Origin of the sequence: Microbacterium enclense, assembly GCF_001456955.1 — a bacterium.
Classification (GTDB): domain Bacteria; phylum Actinomycetota; class Actinomycetes; order Actinomycetales; family Microbacteriaceae; genus Microbacterium; species Microbacterium enclense.
The window spans coordinates 132321-149398 of record NZ_KQ758468.1; the positions used below are offsets into that span (position 1 = coordinate 132321).

Below are 17078 nucleotides of genomic sequence, written 5' to 3' on the forward strand. Positions count from 1 at the left end.
CCCCGAGAAGGGCGCGCCTAGGATGAAGGGGTGACCACGACCTCAGCGCCGAACCAGGCCACGCCCCCTAACCGCTCCCGACGGATCGTCTCCATCACTCTGGCGGTGATCGCAGCGCTCGTCGTGGCGTTCTTCGTCTTCGCCAACTTGTACTCCGACTGGCTGTGGTTCGCGCAGCTGGGCTTCACCGGTGTGCTGACCACCCAGTGGATCGGCCGCAGCGTGATGTTCGTCGTCGGGTTCCTGGCGATGGCGGTGCCGGTGTGGGGCGTCATCCAGCTCGCCTACCGCCTGCGCCCGGTGTACGCGCGTCTCAGCTCGCAGCTCGACCGCTATCAGGAGGTCGTCGAGCCCCTGCGGCGCCTGGCGATGTGGGGCATCCCGATCTTCTTCGGCTTCTTCGCCGGCTTCGCCGCCTCCGCGCAGTGGGAGACCACGTGGCTGTGGGTCAACGGCGTCGCCACCTCGGTGACCGACCCCCAGTTCGGTCTCGACACCGGCTTCTACCTGTTCGGCATGCCCTTCTACGCCGCCGCGCTGGGCTTCGCCTCCGCCGTGGTGCTGGTGTGCCTGTTGCTGACCGGCGTCGTGTCGTACCTCTACGGCTCCGTCCGAGTCGGACAGCGGGAGCTGCGCATCTCGAAGGCCGCGCGCATCCAGCTCGCGATCCTGGCGGGCATCTACCTGCTGCTGCAGGGCGCGAGCCTGTGGCTCGACCGCTTCCGCAGCCTCGTCGAGCCGTCGGAGCGCATCACCGGTCCGGGATACGTCGGCGCGAACGCCGTCATCCCCGGTCAGACGATCCTCGCGATCGCGGCGGTCATCGTCGCTCTGGCGTTCTTCGTCACCGCGTTCCTCGGCCGCTGGCGCTACCCCCTCATCGGAACCGCCTTGCTCGTCGTCTCGGCGATCGTGGTGGGCGCGGCGATCCCGTGGGCCGTGACCACCTTCCAGGTGCGCCCCAACCAGCTGCAGCTCGAGAGTCAGTACTTCGAGCGCAACCTCGAGGGCACGAAGGCCGCATACGGCATCGACAAGGTCGAGAAAGAGAACTTCCAGGCCACCACCGAGGCCGAGGCCGGTCAGCTGCGCAACGACGCCGAGTCCACCGCCCAGCTGCGCATCATGGACCCCGCGATCATCGGGCCCACCGTGCGACAGCTCGAGCAGTACCGCGCCTACTACCAGTTCACGAACCCCCTCGACGTCGACCGGTACACGATCAACGGACAGACGCAGGACACCGTCGTGTCGCTGCGCGAGCTCAACATGAGCCAGTTGGGCGATGCCGCGTCGTGGCAGAACACCACCCTCGTCTACACCCACGGGTACGGCATGGTGGCGGCCGCCGGCAACGAGCGCACCGCCGACGGCGACCCGGTCTTCCTCGAGCAGGCCATCCCCGGCACGGGCTTCCTCACCGACCTCAAGTACGAACCGCGCGTCTACTTCGGCGAGACGTCGCCGACGTACTCCATCGTCGGGGCGCCCGAGGGCACCGACCCGATCGAGCTCGACTACCCGTTGGGTGCCGACGGCGGCTCCGACACCCGCACGACGTTCTCGGGCGACGGCGGCCCCAGCGTGGGCAACGTCTTCAACCGCCTCATCTACGCGCTGAAGTTCCAGTCGGAGCAGATCCTCTTCTCCGACAGCGTCAACGCCGACTCGCAGATCCTGTACGAACGCAGCCCCAAGGACCGCGTGCAGAAGGTCGCCCCGTACCTGACGCTCGACAGCGACCCCTACCCGACGGTGGTCGACGGTCGCATCAAGTGGGTCATCGACGGCTACACCACGAGCGCGAACTACCCCTACTCCACGGGCGTCTCGCTTTCGCGTGCCATCGCCGACTCGAACAACCCGGCTCCCACCTACGCGCTGGATGACATCAACTACATCCGCAACTCGGTCAAGGCGACGGTCGACGCGTACGACGGCTCGGTCGACCTCTACGCGTGGGACGACGAAGATCCGCTGCTGCAGGCCTGGCAGAAGGTGTATCCGTCGTCGCTGCAGCCGTGGAGCGAGATGTCGGCCGACCTGATGAGCCACGTGCGCTACCCGACCGACCTCATGAAGGTGCAGCGCTCGATGCTGGGCGTCTACCATGTCGACGACCCGCGCTCGTTCTTCCAGCAGGACAACCGCTGGACCACCCCGAACGACCCGCAGGACCCGGCGACCTTCCAGCCCCCGTACTACCTGACGATGAAGATGCCGAGTCAGGACGACCCGACGTACTCGATGTTCACGAGCTTCATCCCGGCGTCGCAGGGCGGTCAGGCACGCAACGTGCTCACCGGCTACCTGGCGGTGGACTCGAACGCGGGCAATGAGAAGGGCACGAAGCGCGACGACTACGGCCGATTGCGCATGCTCGTGATCGACTCGGCGACGACGGTGCCCGGGCCCGGTCAGGTGCAGAACACCTTCGACTCCGACACCGCGGTCTCTTCGCAGATCAACATCCTGCAGCAGGGACAGTCGGAGGTGCTCAACGGCAACCTGCTGACCCTGCCGGTCGGCGGTGGTCTGCTGTACGTGCAGCCGGTGTTCGTGCAGTCGTCCGGTGACACCCAGCTGCCGCAGTTGCGGCGCGTGCTGGTGGCCTTCGGTAACGAGATCGCGTTCGAGAACACCCTCAGCGAAGCGCTCGACACGTTGTTCGGCGGTGATTCCGGTGCGAACACGGGCGACGAGACCGTCACGCCGAGCGACCAGGGCGAGGGCGGAAGCACCGATGGCGGCGGCACGGTCGCCCCGAGCGGTGACTACGCCGCGGCGCTGCAGGAAGCCGGTGACGCACTCACCGCCCGACAGGCGGCGCTGACCAGCGGCGACCTGGCGGCGTTCGCCCAACAGGACGCGCGCCTGACGGCGGCGGTCCAGCGTCTGCTGGCCCTGGAGGCTGAGGGCCAGGGCGGCGGGTCGACCGCGACCCCGGCCCCGACGCCCGAGGCCACGCCCGCGGGCTGACACCCTTCACCGACGCCGGCGCTCCGCTTCCGCGGGGCGCCGGCGTCGTCGTTGCGCGCGGCGGGTGCCGGTCCCTTCGACAGGCTCAGGGACCTGTGTTCGGGCCGCGGTCGAGGTGGCTGAGCCCGTGGAAGCCACCGGCGGCGTGGTGCCCGCGCGCGGCGGGTGCCGGTCCCTTCGACAGGCTCAGGGACCTGGGTTCGGGCCGCGGTGGAGGTGGCTGAGCCCGTCGAAGCCACCGGGGCCGGTGCAGGCGTGCACCCCGCGCCCCGCGCTACGCGCTGAGGAACCACCACCAGATCAGCAGCATCGTCGTTCCGAAGCCGGCGATCTGGTTCAGCCACAAGAAACGGTTCCAGCCCGCCGTGGCACGGTCCGAGTCGGCATCGGTCACGTTGCGGTACGGCCAGCAGACGACGAGATACGGCACGACCAGCACGGCGGCCAGCGGCCCCGGCCACGCGGTGAACAGCATCGCGACACCCGCCAGCGTGTAGGCGACGAGCGCGAAGCGCACGGTCCACCGCGCGCCTCGGGCGGTCGCGATCGACGAGATGTCGGCGGCGCGATCCGCTTCGACGTCTTGCACGGCGCCGAAGGCGTGCGAGGCGATGCCCCACAGCGCGAACGCGACGAAGACGAACACGAGCTGCGGCGTCCACGTGGCCCCGGCGAGCACGAGACCGTACACGGCGGGCGAGAAGAAGTGGATGCTGCTCGTCATCGAGTCGGCGAACGGCCGCTCCTTCAGTCGCAGCGGCGGAGCGGAGTAGAACACGACGAAGAACAGGCTCAGCGCCAGCACGAGCCACGACAGCGGCGACCCGACGATCACGAGGTACACCACGAAGGGCACGCACGTCAGCGCCGAGGCCCACAGCGTGATCGGGTGCATGCGCTTGTCGAGCACGGCGCCGTGCGTGCCGCCCTTACGCGGGTTGCGCAGGTCGCTCTCGTAGTCGAAGACGTCGTTCACGCCGTACATCGCGAGGTTGTACGGCACGAGGAAGAACAGGATGCCGACGATCAGCGTCGCGTCGATCTGCCGCGTGGTCAGCAGGTAGGCGGCGGCGAACGGGAACGCGGTGTTGATCCAGCTGACCGGCCGCGACGACACGAACAGCTCCCGCAGCACGCGTCCGGGGGTGAGGGCGGCGGGGGTGGTCATACGGTGTCCTTCAAGGGCCGGGGTGTGAGCAATGTGTACAGCGCGGGCAAGAGGAACGCGGCGCACAGGGGGTAGGCGAAGTCCTCGATCGGCGCGAGGCCGAGCTTGAGCCCGCTCAGGTGCTCCTGAGGGTACGAGAACAGATCGACGGCGATCATGATGTTGTCGAAGACGAGGGTGAGGCCCACCAGCACCAGGGCGGTGAGCCCCGAGGATGCCATGCGCTCGCGGAACCGCGGGCGCGTGAGCGTCGAGAGGGTGACGACGACGGTCAGCGCCACGAACGGCAGCACGATGAGCGGGTACGTCACGCGCCCCGCCCCTCGGAACCGGAACGCCGCGCGGCACGGGAGCCCGTGCGCCCCGCGGCATCCGAGGCAGACGGCCCCGCGTCAGCGGAGCCCGTGCGCCCCGCGGCGCCGGAGCCCGCGGCATCCGCGTTCCGGCTCCGCGCACGCGAACGCCGCTCGAACACCGCGAACATCACCACCGCCAGGTAGCTCAGGAACAGCAGGAAGAACACTTCCTCGAGCGGCAGGTGCGGGGCGAGCACGATGCCGACGAAGAGCGGACTCTCGCCCTTCACGAACACGCCCGTGACGATCCCGACGAGATCCCACGCGAGGAAGAACACCGTGCCCACCACGACGGTCAGCGCCGTGCGCCACGGAGCGACCCGCAGCGCGAGCGAGTATTTCCCGTCGATCAGCATCATGCCGACCATCGAGAACAGGATCGCGCCCAGGTAGAGCCCGGGCACCTCAGACCGCCGCGCGTGCGGGCTCCGCCAGGGGGCCGGCGGTGGTGTCGCCGGTCAGGCGCTTCACGACGAGCTCCGCCGAGATGAGGCACATCGGCAGGCCGATGCCCGGCAGCACCGACGTGCCCGCGTAGTAGAGGTTCTTGACCTTGCGCGACCGGTTCTTGGGGCGGAAGATCGCGCTCTGGGTGAGCGTGTGCGCGAGCCCGAGCGAGTTGCCGTGCCACGCGTGCAGGTCTTCCTTGAAGTCCTCCGGGGCGATGGTCTTGCGCACGACGATGCGTTCGGCGAGATCCGGGATGCCGGTCCACTCGGCGATCTGCGCGATCACCCGGTCGGCCGCCTTCTCGATGCGGTCGTCGCCGGCACCCGACACTCCGCCTCGACCGCTGTCGGGGTCGGCGGGCACGGGGACGAGCACGAAGAGGTTCTCGTGGCCCGCGGGGGCGACGGAGTCGTCGGACGCGCTCGGGCGGCAGATGTAGATCGATGCGGGGTCGGGGATCTTCTTGTTCTCGCCGAAGATCGCATCGAAGTTCGTGTGCCAGTCGTCGGTGAACAGCAGCGTGTGGTGGGTGAGTTGCGGCAGCTCGCCCTTCACACCGAGCAGCAGCAGCAGGGCGCCGGGGCTCGGCACCTTGTCCTTCCACCACTTCTCGGGGTACTGACGGTCCTTCGCCTCGAGCAGCTCGTTCTCGGTGTGGTGCAGGTCGGCGCCCGACACCACGGCATCCGCCGAGATCACCCGTCCGTCGGCCAGGCGCACGCCGCGCGCGACACCCGCCTCGGTGATGATGGCGTCCACGGGCGACGAGGTCTCGATCTGCACGCCGCGCTCGCGCGCGAGCTTCTCGATCGCCGTGATGATCTCGGTCATGCCGCCCTTGGGGTACAGCACGCCGTCGCCGAGGTCGAGGTGACTCATGAGGTGGTAGAGGCTCGGCACCTCGAAGGGGGAGCCGCCGAGGAACACCGCGGGGTACGCGAGGATCTGCTGCAGACGGGTGTTCTTGAAGTCGGTGGTGACGCGGTTCCAGAGGGTTCGCGTCAGCAGCGGGATGAGCGTGGGCAGGCGCTTCACGAGCGCGGGATCGCGAAGCCCCTTGCTGGAGGAGTACGGGTCGTACAAGAACTTCGAGGTCGACAGCTCGTAGGCGTCTTTCGCCGAGTCGAGGTAGGCGTCGATGTTGTCGCCCGAGCCGGGCTCGTGCTCCTCGAACAGTGCGCGCACGGCCTCGCGGCCCGAGACGATGTCGATGGGCTCGCCCTTTCCGGGAGGGCCGTACACACGGTACGCCGGGTCGAGGCGCACGAGGTCGAGCTGCTCGGCGGCGCTGGTGCCCAGCAGCCGGAAGAAGTGGTCGAACACCTCGGGCATGAGGTACCAGCTGGGCCCGGTGTCGAAGCGGAATCCGTCGCTCTCCCACGACCCGGCGCGTCCGCCCAGGGCGTCGCGGGCTTCGAAGAGGTGGACGTCGTGTCCGCGATCGGCGAGCAGTGCGGCAGTGCCGAGACCGGCGATTCCGCCTCCGACGACGACGATGCGCTGGGCGCTCATGAGCGGGAACCTTTCGGTGGACGCCCGAGGAGGGCGCGGGCGGCGAGGGTGGCTTTGACACCGTCGGGAACCCGCACGCGCGGAGCGCCGGCGGGGGAGGAGCGGAGCCTACGCGACAGTTCGGCGAACAGGTCGTGCGCCGTGGTGACCGCGGCGCGGCAGTCGGGCGGCAGGTGCGGGATGACGGATGCCGCGGCGGCGAGGTCGGCATCGATCCGGTCGAGCACCTCGGTGCGGCGGTCGTCGTCGGCGGCGCCGTCGAGGTAGTCGCGGCCGAGACGGTCGGCGTCGTCGGCGAGGTCGCGGAGGAAGTTGACGTCTTGGAACGCCGCCCCCAGTCGCCGCGCCCCGTCGACCAGATCGGCGGCGGGGCGGGCCGGGGCCGAGAGTCCTGCGTTGAGGAACACCTGCAGGCACATCAGCCCGACGACCTCGGCCGAGCCGTAGACGTACGCGTCGTGCGACAGGTCGTCGTGGGCGGCGGTGTCGATGTCGGTGCGCATCGAAGCGAAGAACGGGGCGATGAGGTCGGCGCCGATGCCGCACTCGCGGGCGGTCCGCGCGAAGGCGTGCACGACGAGGTTGGCGCTGAAGCCGGTGGCGATGGCATCCATCACCTCGGCCTCGAGGGCGTCGAGGACCGCGCGTTCCTTCTCGGGGGTGAGCCCCGCGTCGTGGGCGGGACCGTCGACGATCTCGTCGGCCACGCGTACGAGCGCATAGATGTTTCGCACGTGCGGACGCGGCCGCGCGCCGAGCAGTCGCGTGGCGACGCCGAACGAGGTGGAGTAGCGGTTGATGACGGCCGCGGCGACGTCATCGGCTGTCTGCGAATAGAGTTCGAGTCCCGTGTGGGCGGTGGTCACGGAACGCGCTCCGCCACCGTGTCGACGAGCTCGAGCAGCATCGCCTTGCAGGCCGATGGCAGCATCGCGCCATCGACGATCATCGTCGCCTCTTCGAGCGTCTCGTACACCATGCGCTCGAGAGCTTTACGGGCACCGGATGCCGAGAGTGCGGCTTGCGCGGCGCGGATGGCGACAGGGCCGGTGTGCGCCTGGGCGAGGGCGACGCTCACCTCGGGCCAGTCCGCGGTCTCGCGAGCCAGGGAGATGAGGTGCGTCTTCTTCGCCTCGCGAAGGTCGCATCCCTCTTCTTTGCCCGACACGGCGGTCGTGGCGAACGCGCCGATGAGGTCGTCGATGAGCTGGTAGGCGAGGCCGAGGCGTTCGCCGAAGCGCTCCAGCGCGTGCATCGCGGCCTCGCTCGCGCCGGCCATGACGGCCCCTGCCTGGAGCGGTGCCGAGAACGAGTAGACGGCGGTCTTGTCGCGCGTCGCCTTGAGCACGGTCATCACGTCGACGTCGCCGGCCGAGACGGCGTTCTCGACGTCGGCCAACTCGCCCGCGGCCGAGACGATCACGGCGTCCTCGACGAGTCGCATGAGCTCGGCGCGCATCGCGGCGGGCACGTCGGCGAGGGCGACGAGGCGTCCGGCTTCGTGCAGCAGCATGTCGCCGGCGAGGATCCCAGCGGCGTTGCCGAGCAGGGCGGCACCGTCTTCATCGGCGCCCTTCTCGAGACCACGCTGGCGGAACTCGCCGCCGATGTTCGGGATGCCACGGCGCTCGAGGTCGTGGTCGATGACGTCGTCGTGCACGACGAACGCGGTGTGCAGCAGCTCGAAGGCCGCCGCGACCTGCCAGAGGGCGGACAGCTCGACGCCGTCGCCGTCGAGGGTGTCGTACGCCGCGGCCACGAGCAGCGGGCGAAAGCGCTTGCCCCCGGTGGTCGCGCGGCGGATGGCGGATGCCAGGGCGCGGGCGCCTTCGCCGAGCGGTACGACGCGGTACTCCAGGCGTTCGAGGGCCGTCTCGATCGCGTCTTCGATCTCTTGCCGGGCGGTGGGCGCGGACGGGACGGCGACGATCACGATGCTCTCCTCACGGCGGGTGGGGCCTCGAACAGGTGAAGCTGTTGCGCCTGCAGCACGAGCCACGGGCTGAACGCCCACGGGGTGGCGGCGAGCGAGGCGGCGAGGTCGAGCGGGTCGACCCAGCGGTACTCGGCGACCTCGTCGGGGTTGGGCTGCGGCTCGTCGTCGGTGCGGGCGACGTAGACGGGGCAGATCTCGTGCTCGACGATGCCGCTGGCATCCACCGCGCGGTAGCGGAAGAGGGGGAGGGCGAGCTCGAGGTCGCGCACGCGCAGGCCCACCTCGAACTCGGCGCGGCGGTGCACGGCGGCCAGCACGGGCTCGGCGGGGGCGGGGTGTCCGCAGAACGAGTTGGTCCAGACGCCGGGCCAGGTTTTCTTGTGCAACGCGCGGCGCGTGACGAGCACCTGCCCGGCGCTGTTCACGACGTGACACGAGAAGGCGAGGTGCAGCTGGGTCTCGGTGCCGTGCACACTCGCCTTGGGCGCGGTGCCGATTTCGTTTCCGAAGTCGTCCAGGAGGACGACATACTCGGTCTCGCTCATCGTGCCTCCTGTTTGCTAGTTTAGCTAGCGATGTGAGCCTGACTATACCCAGGCGGAAAGAGGGTGTCCACCGTGGCAGACCCCGTATCGACGTTTGATAGGCGTGCCGCCGTGACCCAGTCGCTGCGCGCCGTGCAGACGTTGAGCGACGCCCTCGATCGCATGCACAGCGGCATGAAGGGCGACATGGACATGAACGCCAGCGACCTCGCCACACTGCGCATGCTGACGATCCGCGAACACCGCGGCCAGATGGTGAGTCCGCACGACGTCGCCACTCATCTGCGCATCTCGACCGCGTCGACGACGAAGCTCATCGACCGCCTCGTCGCGTCGGGTCACCTCGAGCGTCGTCCGCATCCCTCCGACGGCCGGGCACGCGTGGTGGTGCTCACCGACAAGTCGCGCCGCGAGTTCTTCCGGCACTTCGGCGTGCACCTCAGCGCGATGCGCGAGATCGCAGACCGTTTCGACGACGCGGAGCTCGAGACCGTGACGCGCTTCATGGACGAGCTTACCGAGGCCATCACGACCGAAGATTGACCGCGCCGCCTCCCGCGCAGAGGACCCTGAGTCTGTCGAGGGGTCCGGTCCCCGCTCTCTCCCGCGCCAGCCGAGGCCCCTGAGTCTGCCGAAGGGCCCGCCCCTCACTCTCGCCCGCGCCAGCCGAGGCCCCTGAGCCTGTCGAAGGGTCCGGCACCGACCATCCGCCGCCAGTCACCCCCGCCGAATCACCGCGTGCGCGCCACCCGCACCCCGACGTCGTCGAACGCATCTCGCGGCCGCCCGCCGCGCCGCGCCGTCGCCCGCACCAGAGCCGGTGCGTCCGACCAACCGCCGCCGCGGAAGACGCGCGCGTCGCCGTCACTGTCGGCATCGAAAGGGTCCATGCACCACTCCCAAACGTTGCCGAGGGTGTCGAACAGTCCGTGCAGGTTGGGCAGGCGTGCGCCGACGTCGGACGGGTGACCGACGCCGTCGGCGGCCGTCCATGCGACCTCGCGCACCGGCCCGTACGCCGACGAGACCGAGCCCGCGCGGCACGCGTACTCCCACTCGTCTTCGGTGGGGAGGCGGAAGCCGTCGGCCTCGGCATCCCCCTCGACGACTTCTCCGTCGAACGAGTACACCGGATCGAGTCCCTCCCATTCGCTGAGCGCGTTGCACAGGCGGATGGCGCGCAGCCAGCTGATCTGCGTCGCCGGGCGACGGGGATGACGCGACGGGATGCCGAGCAGTTCGGCGAGCTGTTCCTCGGTGATGGGGTACACGCCGATCTCGAACGCGTCGACGACGATCTCTCGCCGCTCCGCGCCTCGCAGATCGCCGCGCATCACGCGGCCGGCGGGGATGGATGCCATCTCAACGTCACTCAACGGTGGTCACCACTCATCTGTCAGGGAGCTCCGGGCGCGGCGATGGGCCGCGCGAAGACTCGATGATCCAGAGTGACGGACATCGGCGGCTTATGCGCCCGGGGTGACAACGGTGACGATTCGTGCCTCGTCGTACGGTCCGTGACGGTGCACGACCGCTGCGCCGAATGACGTGTCGACTGTCGAGCGCTGCAGGGTCAGCCGACGAGATCGGCGTGCTCGTGGCGCGCCGAGCAGTAGGGCCGCGCGCCTCGCCACACGGCGCGACTGGACCGGACGGTCGACCCGCACGTCTGGCACCGGGCGGTCGGCCGGCCGTAGAGGAAAGAGCTGACGCTGCCTCGAACGCGCTTCGGCATGGTCTTCATGGGGTTCCCCTGCTTCCTCGTCCGGCCCCGGACCCTCCGGATGCGATCGGCTCGGTTCCCGACCATACGTGTCCCCCGGGTGGGGGACACCGTGCTTCAGGGAGTCCTCGCGGGATCTTGCGTTTCGGGTCGTTGTCTTCGCATTCACTTGCCGGGAACTTGCAGACGAGACGAGCGACGGGACGGTCGGGGGTGCGTCCCCGCCACACGCAGCGACCACAGTGCGCCGCGTCGCGCGCGAACCGCGAGGGCCGCGATGAACGCGGGACTGGAGAAGAGTCAGATCGCGAAGTCGGCGTGCTCGTGCGCCGCGGAGCAGTAGGGACGGGCGCCGCGCCACACAGCGCGGCTGGGACGGACGGCCGTTCCGCACGTCTCGCAGCGGACGACGGCGCGGCCGTAGAAGAAGGTGTTCACGCCGTTTCGAATACGGGCCGGCAAGATCCTCATGGTGCTCCCCACAGACAGAGCCCGGTTGCTCGTGACCCCCGGATCGAGCGGGCTTGATGTCCGACCTTACGTGTCCCCCACATGGGGGACAAGCGACTTGCCGTTTATTGGGGTGATCTTGAGATTCCAGGGTTCGACGAAGGGGTACCCGCGGTTGCGGAGTTCAGGAGAGGTCCACCATCCACAGGTCGCTGTCACCGGTGATGAAGAGACGTTTCTCGTCGGCGTCGAAGGTGCAGTTGCTGACGACGTGCGGGGTGGGGATGACTCCGAGTCGCCGCCCGTGGTCGTCGACGATGACGACACCTGCTTCGCTCGAGATCCACAGCCAGTCGCGGCTGTCGACGACGAAGCCGTCGGGGATGCCGGCATCCACCGTGGCGAAGGTTCGCGGGGCCCCGAGCGCGTGGCCGTCCCAGGGGCAGGCGACGACGCGGGGGAGCCCGTCGGCGTTCGATTCGGCGACGTACAGCGTCTTCTCGTCGCGGCTGAAGGCGAGGCCGTTCGGCTGGTCGAGGTCGATCATGCGCCGCAGGCCCTCGCCGTCGCGCCAGCGGTACACGCTCTGGTGGGGGAGTGCGGGCTCGGCCGGGTAGCCCTCGCGCGGGTCGGAGATGCCGTATGTGGGGTCTGTGAACCAGATCGCCCCATCGGATGCAACGACGAGGTCGTTCGGCGAGTTCAGCGGTTCGCTCTCATAGGCGTCGACGAGAAGTTCGGTGCCGTCGGCGTCGGTACGGCTGATGCCGCGGCGCCCGTGCTCGGCTTGCACGAGGCGGCCGTCGGCATCCATCGCGTTGCCGTTCGCGAAGTTCGATCTGTCACGCACGGTGACGATGCTGCCGTCCTCACGCCAGGCGAGCGTGCGGCGTCCGATGACGTCGCTGAAGATGAGCGACCGCTCTTCGGGCCACCAAACGGGTCCCTCCGCCCATGTGGCGTCGGCGTAGAGCGAGAGCAACCGCGACATCGGGGGAAGAACCGCAGCGAGGCGCTCGTCCCACACGCGAGGCGGTGACACCTCGACGACCTCGGGGGAGCGGGGGGTCTGAAGGATCTGGCCGTCGAGAGGGAGGGGCATGTCTCCAGTCAAACGGCTCGGTATGTCGGCGCCGAGCGGGTTGACGCCTTCATCCGAAGGGGTGGGATGTGGGCGCGCCGGGGGAGGAGGCGAACTGGATGAGCATCTGCCAGCACGGTTCGTCGCCCACCGTCCCCGAAAGGTGGCCGTGCTCGCCGTCGATCTCGTCAGTCTCGGTGTCTTGGCCGAAATGGATGTCTCCGGGCCCCATCTCGACGCGTGAGCCGTCTTGCGTCTGAAGAAACCATCGTCCGCGGAGGGGGATGACCCATTGCGGATGCGGAGACGGATGCCAATCGCCCACCCAGTCGACGGGGAGGACGGCGAAAAGCACCGCCGCGACCTCGCCCGGGAATGGGCGCATCCATTGCGGATCGGCGCCGCCGCCGACGCTCTGCAAGCCGAAGCCGCGCATGACGGATTCGTCGAGACGGCTCTTTCCGTCTAGCCCCGTCCACATGTGGACGAAGGGCAGAGTCGGCGCATTCTCGGCGTCTTTTCCGTCACTGCGAACGGGGGTGGTCGTTGTGGTGTGCATGCGTCGAGTCAACAGACGCATGCCGAGCAGGAGCCGAGGCTTGACGTGGCGGTGACGACGACGACGAAGGGCGCCGCCGACTTTGGTCGGCGACGCCCTTCGTGACGCGGTGCGTCAGGCCTTGCTGCGGTTGCGGCGTGCCGTGGCGACGACGGCGACGGTCGCGCCGGCGAGCACGAGGGCGCCACCGCCGACCCAGAAGCCGAGGAGCGAGTTCGCGTCCATACCGGTGGCGGGCAGCGAGCCGCTCGCGTCGGTGGTGCCGCCGGCGCTCGTTCCGCCAGTGCTCGTGCCGCTACCGACGACGGTGGTCGAGGTGCCGGGAGTTCCGTCGGCCAAGGTGCCCGAGGCGGTGAGGAGGTATGTTCCGACCTGCGGATCGGGGAGGGTGATGACGGCGGTCGCGGCACCGGTCGCGTCAGCGAACTTCGTCACCGACGCCGAGGTGACGGGGAGGCCCGCGGTCGCGATGTTCGAGCCGGTCACGCCGACACCGATCAGGGTGAAGTCGACGGGGCTACCCGGCGCGTAGCCGCCGAAGCCCTGCGGGCCGTCTTCTGTGATCTCACGGGACTGCGTGCCGGGGCTTGTCGGGACGTACTCCTGAGGATCTGCCTGCGCAGCGAGCGGCGCCGCGAGAAGCAGCGCGCCGGCGAGGACGGCGGAGGCGCCGACCTTTGCAAAGTTGAGCTTCATGAATGCCTGCTTTCGAATCCGGGCTACCGGTGGGAGGTGGTCCGCGCTCGTGCTATCCCGGCGGTGATGTAAGGGGAGGACAACGCTGAAGCGGGTGCTACTAAGACAATCTGAGTATCGCCTAGGTGCATTCCTTACGCAAACCGGAAAGGGTTTCTGGGACGTTAAATATCGCCATACGGCCCATTTCTTCGGTCCGAGACCCGAGCGCGCGTTCACTGCAGGCCGGCACGTGCGTTCAGTACGCAACTCGCCTGCACCGTCGGCCGGAGGGAAGCGTCCGCCGTCGGGGTGACGAGGGCCTCGGCGTCCCTCGCGGAGGAGCGGGAGGCGACCGTGACGGTGATGGTCGTCGACGATTGTGCCGGCAGCACGGGACCGAAGGTGAGCACCTGACGCCCCTCGAGGGTCGCCTGCGTGTAGCCGTTGCCGCTGGTGGTCGTCGCCGACACCAGATCCCACCCCTCGGGCATGTAGATGTTGCCGACGACCGTCGCGGCACCCGGCGCCGTGCCGTAGACGCCGTTGCCGGTCACGTAAGTCGGCAGGGTCGTCGCGGCATCCTGGGCGGCGGTATTGGTCAGCTCCACCGTCAGCGAGAGTTCCCGGTCGTCGCTGCCGCAGGATCCCCAGTCGAGGGTGACCGTCGGTTCCACGTAATAGCTCATCTTCGACCCCGTGCCGTCGTTCAGGTACACGCCGAATCGCGCGGTGTGCTCGTCGGTCACGGGAAGTCGCCCCGCCATCACGGTGTCGTCGAGGAGGGCCTGTTCGCTCTCGTCGGCCGACCATGCGAGAATCCGTCGTTCCTCGGTCGCGCGAGCAAGGGCCGCGAGCAGACCGGGAGTGGAGCCCCGTCCCTCCATCAGCGCTTCGAAGACGGCTCCGGTGGCCCCCGCGAAGTATGCGTTCTGGGCCGCGGGGTCGGGGAAGCGCTCGTAGACGGCGCTCAGGAGCAGCGGTACGGCGTTGTCGGATGCCAAGGATTCGCCGTCCGGGAGGGCGACGGGCCCGGTGGCCGCCAGCAGGTACGACAGCGCCACCGGGTCGACCGCGATGACCCCGTCGACCATCGCGCCGGTCTGTGCGCGGTACATCTCCTGGGCGAGGGGGCCGTCGACCGTGAAGTCGGGAATCTCTGTCAGATTGTGGACGAACTGCGCGGGTCTGGTCCCGTAGATCTCGGTGATCTCGGAAGGCAGGGCGACGACGGGTTGCGTCAGACCGCGCGAGAGCTCCGTGGCGGACCGCGTCGCCGACAGGGACACCGCGCCTCCCTCCGCGCGGAGCAGAATCGTGGTGCCGGAGATGCCGCCCAGCGAGCGCCATTCGGCGTTGTTCTGAACGAGGAGCAGGTAGGTGCGCGGGCCGTTCTCGCCCAGCATCGTGGGGAGGAGCTTCGTGGCGCGGTGCAGCGCGTCGATGGCGTGCGCGGAGGTCGTGAACAGTTCTTGGGCTTGGTCGACCGCGGACGCGACCGTTCCCAGAAGAGGCGTGGGGTCGAGGTCATCGACGTCGCGCGCGGCGAGGGCCGAAGCTGCGGCGGCCGACTCGGTGGGCGCGGCCAGGCGGCTCAAGGCGGCGGTATCGAGGCGGCCGTCCTTCGGCCGCAGCGCGTTGAGCGAATCGCTCGTGGTTGCGGTCGCCAGCGGGAGCAGACTGTCTCCGAACAAGCGGTCGGACGCGGAGGCGATCGTGCCGAGCGCTTCGAGCTGCGGGCCGATCCACGGGGCGCGCTCTGCGACCGACCAGACGACGTCGGAGGTGAGGTCGTGCGCAGCATCCGCTTCGGTGGCCAGCCGTTCGATCACGGAAGTCGCCTCAGCGGGATCGGCGGCCAACGTGGATGCCGCCTCGGGCCCGAGGGAGCGGATCGTGGAGAGGTGTTGATACGCGAGCGCTCCGCGCACTCCCACCCACAGGGCCATCAGCGTCCCGACGACGAGAAGCGCCCCGACGACCCACACAGCGATCCTGCCCGCGCGCCGCGGGGAGAAGGTGGTGCCTCGCGCACTCACGACGAGAGTACCCCCTGCTGACGAGCCGCCCGAAGGACGATCGTCGAATTCACTCTTCCCGCTGCGCTTCTCGTGTGGCCCGGCGGGAGTACGGAGCGCCGTCGTAGGCGTCGTCGTCGCGCTGCTTCGGCGCGGTGGGACTCGACGGGCCGCGACGGGGCGCCTTCTTCTTCTTTACGGGCTCCTGGCGGTAGCCCGAGCCGTAGCCGCCGTATCCGTAGCCGTAGGCGGAGTAGTAGGAATCCGGACCCCGAGTGGGCACCATCGACAGGACGAACCCCGCGAGCTTCGCGCCGACCGTGTTGAGCGCTTCCGTCGACCCGGCCAGTTGATGCTTGGTCGCGCGGCCGGCCGAGACGACCATGATGGCGCCACTGGTCAACCGCGCCAGGATCGCGGCATCCGTCACCGGAAGCAGGGGAGGAGCGTCGCAGAGCACGACATCGAAGTCCTCTTCGAGTGCGGCGAGGAACGATCCCATCTTGTGGGAGCCGAGCAGCTCGCTCGGGTTGGGGGGAATCTTGCCGGCGGGGAGGACGAACAGGCTCCGGCCTCCCCAGGGGAGCATCACATCATCGACGGCCGCCCGCCCGATCAGGACGTCGGTCAGACCCGCACCGCCCTCGATGCCCAGGTAGTTCGCCACGGCGGGTTTGCGAAGGTCGGCGTCGACGAGCGCGACGCGCTTGCCGGCGTCGGCCAGAGCGATGGCGAGGTTGATCGTGGTCGTCGACTTTCCTTCGCTCGCGATCGAACTGGTGACGACGAAGCTGGAGCGGCCGCCCATATCGAGGAACTGCAGATTCGTGCGCAGGGCGCGAAACGATTCTGCGCGCGGGCTCAGCGGGTCGGCGTGGACAATGAGCGGACGTTCCCGTGCCTTCACGTCGTACGCGATCGCCCCGATCGCCGGGGCCTTGGTGATGGTCTCCGCTTCGCGCAGGGTGCGCACCTTGTTGTCGAGACTGGTGCGCAGTGCGGCGACACCGAGGCCCAGGATCAAGCCGGCGATCAGTCCGATCGCCAAGTTGAGCGGCGTGTTCGGGCTGGAGGGGGCGACGGCCGGCTGCGCTTCGCTGACGCGGCTCAGGCGGACGGGGCTGGAACCGTCGTTCGCCTCGGGCTCGAGCTGGGGAACCACGGACGAGAGGCTCGAGGCGATCGCATTCGCCAGCGACGCCGCGCGAGTCGGGTCGGGATCGGACACCGTGATGGTGATGAGGGTCGAGTTCAGGGCCGCCGTGGCGCTGACCCGTCCCGAAAGCGACGCCGGTGTCGTGCTGCTTCCGAGCTCCGCGATCACCGGCTCGAGAACGATGGGAGTGCGCACCAGTCCGACGTAGGTGTTGATGCGGGCCTGCGTGAAACTCGACCCCTGCTGCAGTTCGGCTGCCGTGCCTCCGGCCTGAGTGGACACGAAGATGGTGCTGGAGGACTCGTAGACGGGCGTCCGCGTGAGCGTGAATGCCGTCGTCGCGCACAAGCCCACGAGGGTTAGCGTGAGGATGACGAGCCAATTCTTGCGGAGGATTCGGATGTAGTCGCTGAGCTCCATCATGCCTTTCGAAGACGCGTTTCGGCCCAGGGTAAGAACCTGCGCAATTG

The 17078-nt window shown here is 68.9% G+C and carries 16 protein-coding genes; 2 read left to right on the plus strand and 14 right to left on the minus strand.

Annotated elements, in window-relative coordinates:
- Nucleotides 1-30 precede the first annotated feature (30 nt).
- Nucleotides 31-2979 carry a UPF0182 family membrane protein gene (locus AS029_RS04005; RefSeq protein WP_058231315.1) on the plus strand — a complete coding sequence of 983 codons (2949 nt, stop codon included), beginning with the start codon at nucleotides 31-33 and terminating at the stop codon, nucleotides 2977-2979.
- Nucleotides 2980-3253: 274 nt separating this feature from the next.
- Here AS029_RS04005 and AS029_RS04010 read toward each other — a convergent pair whose 3' ends face one another.
- The 7 genes from AS029_RS04010 to idi are packed head-to-tail and all read right to left on the minus strand — an operon-like array spanning nucleotide 3254 to nucleotide 8946.
- On the minus strand, nucleotides 3254-4147 hold the full coding sequence (locus AS029_RS04010; RefSeq protein WP_058231316.1) for a prenyltransferase: 894 nt from the start codon (nucleotides 4145-4147) through the stop codon (nucleotides 3254-3256).
- Nucleotides 4144-4458, minus strand: a complete 315-nt coding sequence (locus AS029_RS04015) for a lycopene cyclase domain-containing protein (RefSeq protein WP_058231317.1) — start codon at nucleotides 4456-4458, stop codon at nucleotides 4144-4146. Before AS029_RS04015 ends, AS029_RS04010 begins: the two co-directional genes overlap by 4 nt.
- Nucleotides 4455-4907, minus strand: coding sequence for a lycopene cyclase domain-containing protein (locus AS029_RS04020; RefSeq protein WP_139168012.1), 453 nt, complete (start codon nucleotides 4905-4907; stop codon nucleotides 4455-4457). The genes AS029_RS04015 and AS029_RS04020 overlap by 4 nt, the downstream gene beginning before the upstream one ends.
- A gap of 1 nt (nucleotide 4908) precedes the next feature.
- A complete protein-coding gene (gene crtI, locus AS029_RS04025; protein WP_058231318.1) occupies nucleotides 4909-6465 on the minus strand; it encodes a phytoene desaturase family protein in 1557 nt (518 codons plus the stop codon).
- Nucleotides 6462-7331, minus strand: a complete 870-nt coding sequence (locus AS029_RS04030; protein WP_058231319.1) for a phytoene/squalene synthase family protein — start codon at nucleotides 7329-7331, stop codon at nucleotides 6462-6464. Before AS029_RS04030 ends, crtI begins: the two co-directional genes overlap by 4 nt.
- Complete coding sequence (locus AS029_RS04035; RefSeq protein WP_228375874.1) at nucleotides 7328-8398, minus strand: polyprenyl synthetase family protein; 1071 nt, start codon at nucleotides 8396-8398, stop codon at nucleotides 7328-7330. Before AS029_RS04035 ends, AS029_RS04030 begins: the two co-directional genes overlap by 4 nt.
- The gene (idi, locus tag AS029_RS04040; protein ID WP_058231320.1) at nucleotides 8395-8946 is read right to left on the minus strand and encodes an isopentenyl-diphosphate Delta-isomerase; all 552 of its coding nucleotides are present in this window, start codon (nucleotides 8944-8946) and stop codon (nucleotides 8395-8397) included. The genes AS029_RS04035 and idi overlap by 4 nt, the downstream gene beginning before the upstream one ends.
- 72 nt (nucleotides 8947-9018) lie before the next feature.
- Between idi and AS029_RS04045 the strand changes: the two genes are divergently transcribed.
- Nucleotides 9019-9489: a MarR family winged helix-turn-helix transcriptional regulator gene (locus AS029_RS04045; RefSeq protein WP_058231642.1), complete on the plus strand. Its 471-nt coding sequence runs from the start codon at nucleotides 9019-9021 to the stop codon at nucleotides 9487-9489.
- A gap of 188 nt (nucleotides 9490-9677) precedes the next feature.
- On the opposite strand, the gene AS029_RS04050 is transcribed toward AS029_RS04045, so the two are convergent.
- The 7 genes from AS029_RS04050 to AS029_RS04075 all read right to left on the minus strand — a co-directional run bounded on the left by AS029_RS04050 (nucleotide 9678) and on the right by AS029_RS04075 (nucleotide 17028).
- Nucleotides 9678-10322: a formylglycine-generating enzyme family protein gene (locus tag AS029_RS04050; protein WP_058231321.1), complete on the minus strand. Its 645-nt coding sequence runs from the start codon at nucleotides 10320-10322 to the stop codon at nucleotides 9678-9680.
- Between the two features lie 647 nt (nucleotides 10323-10969).
- On the minus strand, nucleotides 10970-11107 hold the full coding sequence (locus AS029_RS17505; protein ID WP_167345226.1) for a hypothetical protein: 138 nt from the start codon (nucleotides 11105-11107) through the stop codon (nucleotides 10970-10972).
- Nucleotides 11108-11303: 196 nt separating this feature from the next.
- Nucleotides 11304-12221: an SMP-30/gluconolactonase/LRE family protein gene (locus AS029_RS04055; protein WP_058231322.1), complete on the minus strand. Its 918-nt coding sequence runs from the start codon at nucleotides 12219-12221 to the stop codon at nucleotides 11304-11306.
- 49 nt (nucleotides 12222-12270) lie between these two features.
- Entirely contained in the window at nucleotides 12271-12759 is a 489-nt protein-coding gene (locus tag AS029_RS04060) for a cupin domain-containing protein (RefSeq protein ID WP_217630057.1), read from the minus strand.
- A 114-nt stretch (nucleotides 12760-12873) separates the two neighbouring features.
- Nucleotides 12874-13455 (minus strand): LPXTG cell wall anchor domain-containing protein, encoded by a 582-nt coding sequence (locus AS029_RS04065; protein WP_058231324.1) that lies wholly within the window; start codon nucleotides 13453-13455, stop codon nucleotides 12874-12876.
- Between the two features lie 215 nt (nucleotides 13456-13670).
- Nucleotides 13671-15473, minus strand: coding sequence for a DUF4012 domain-containing protein (locus tag AS029_RS04070; protein ID WP_058231325.1), 1803 nt, complete (start codon nucleotides 15471-15473; stop codon nucleotides 13671-13673).
- Nucleotides 15474-15522: 49 nt separating this feature from the next.
- Nucleotides 15523-17028, minus strand: coding sequence for a tyrosine-protein kinase domain-containing protein (locus tag AS029_RS04075; RefSeq protein WP_058231326.1), 1506 nt, complete (start codon nucleotides 17026-17028; stop codon nucleotides 15523-15525).
- Nucleotides 17029-17078 lie beyond the last annotated feature (50 nt).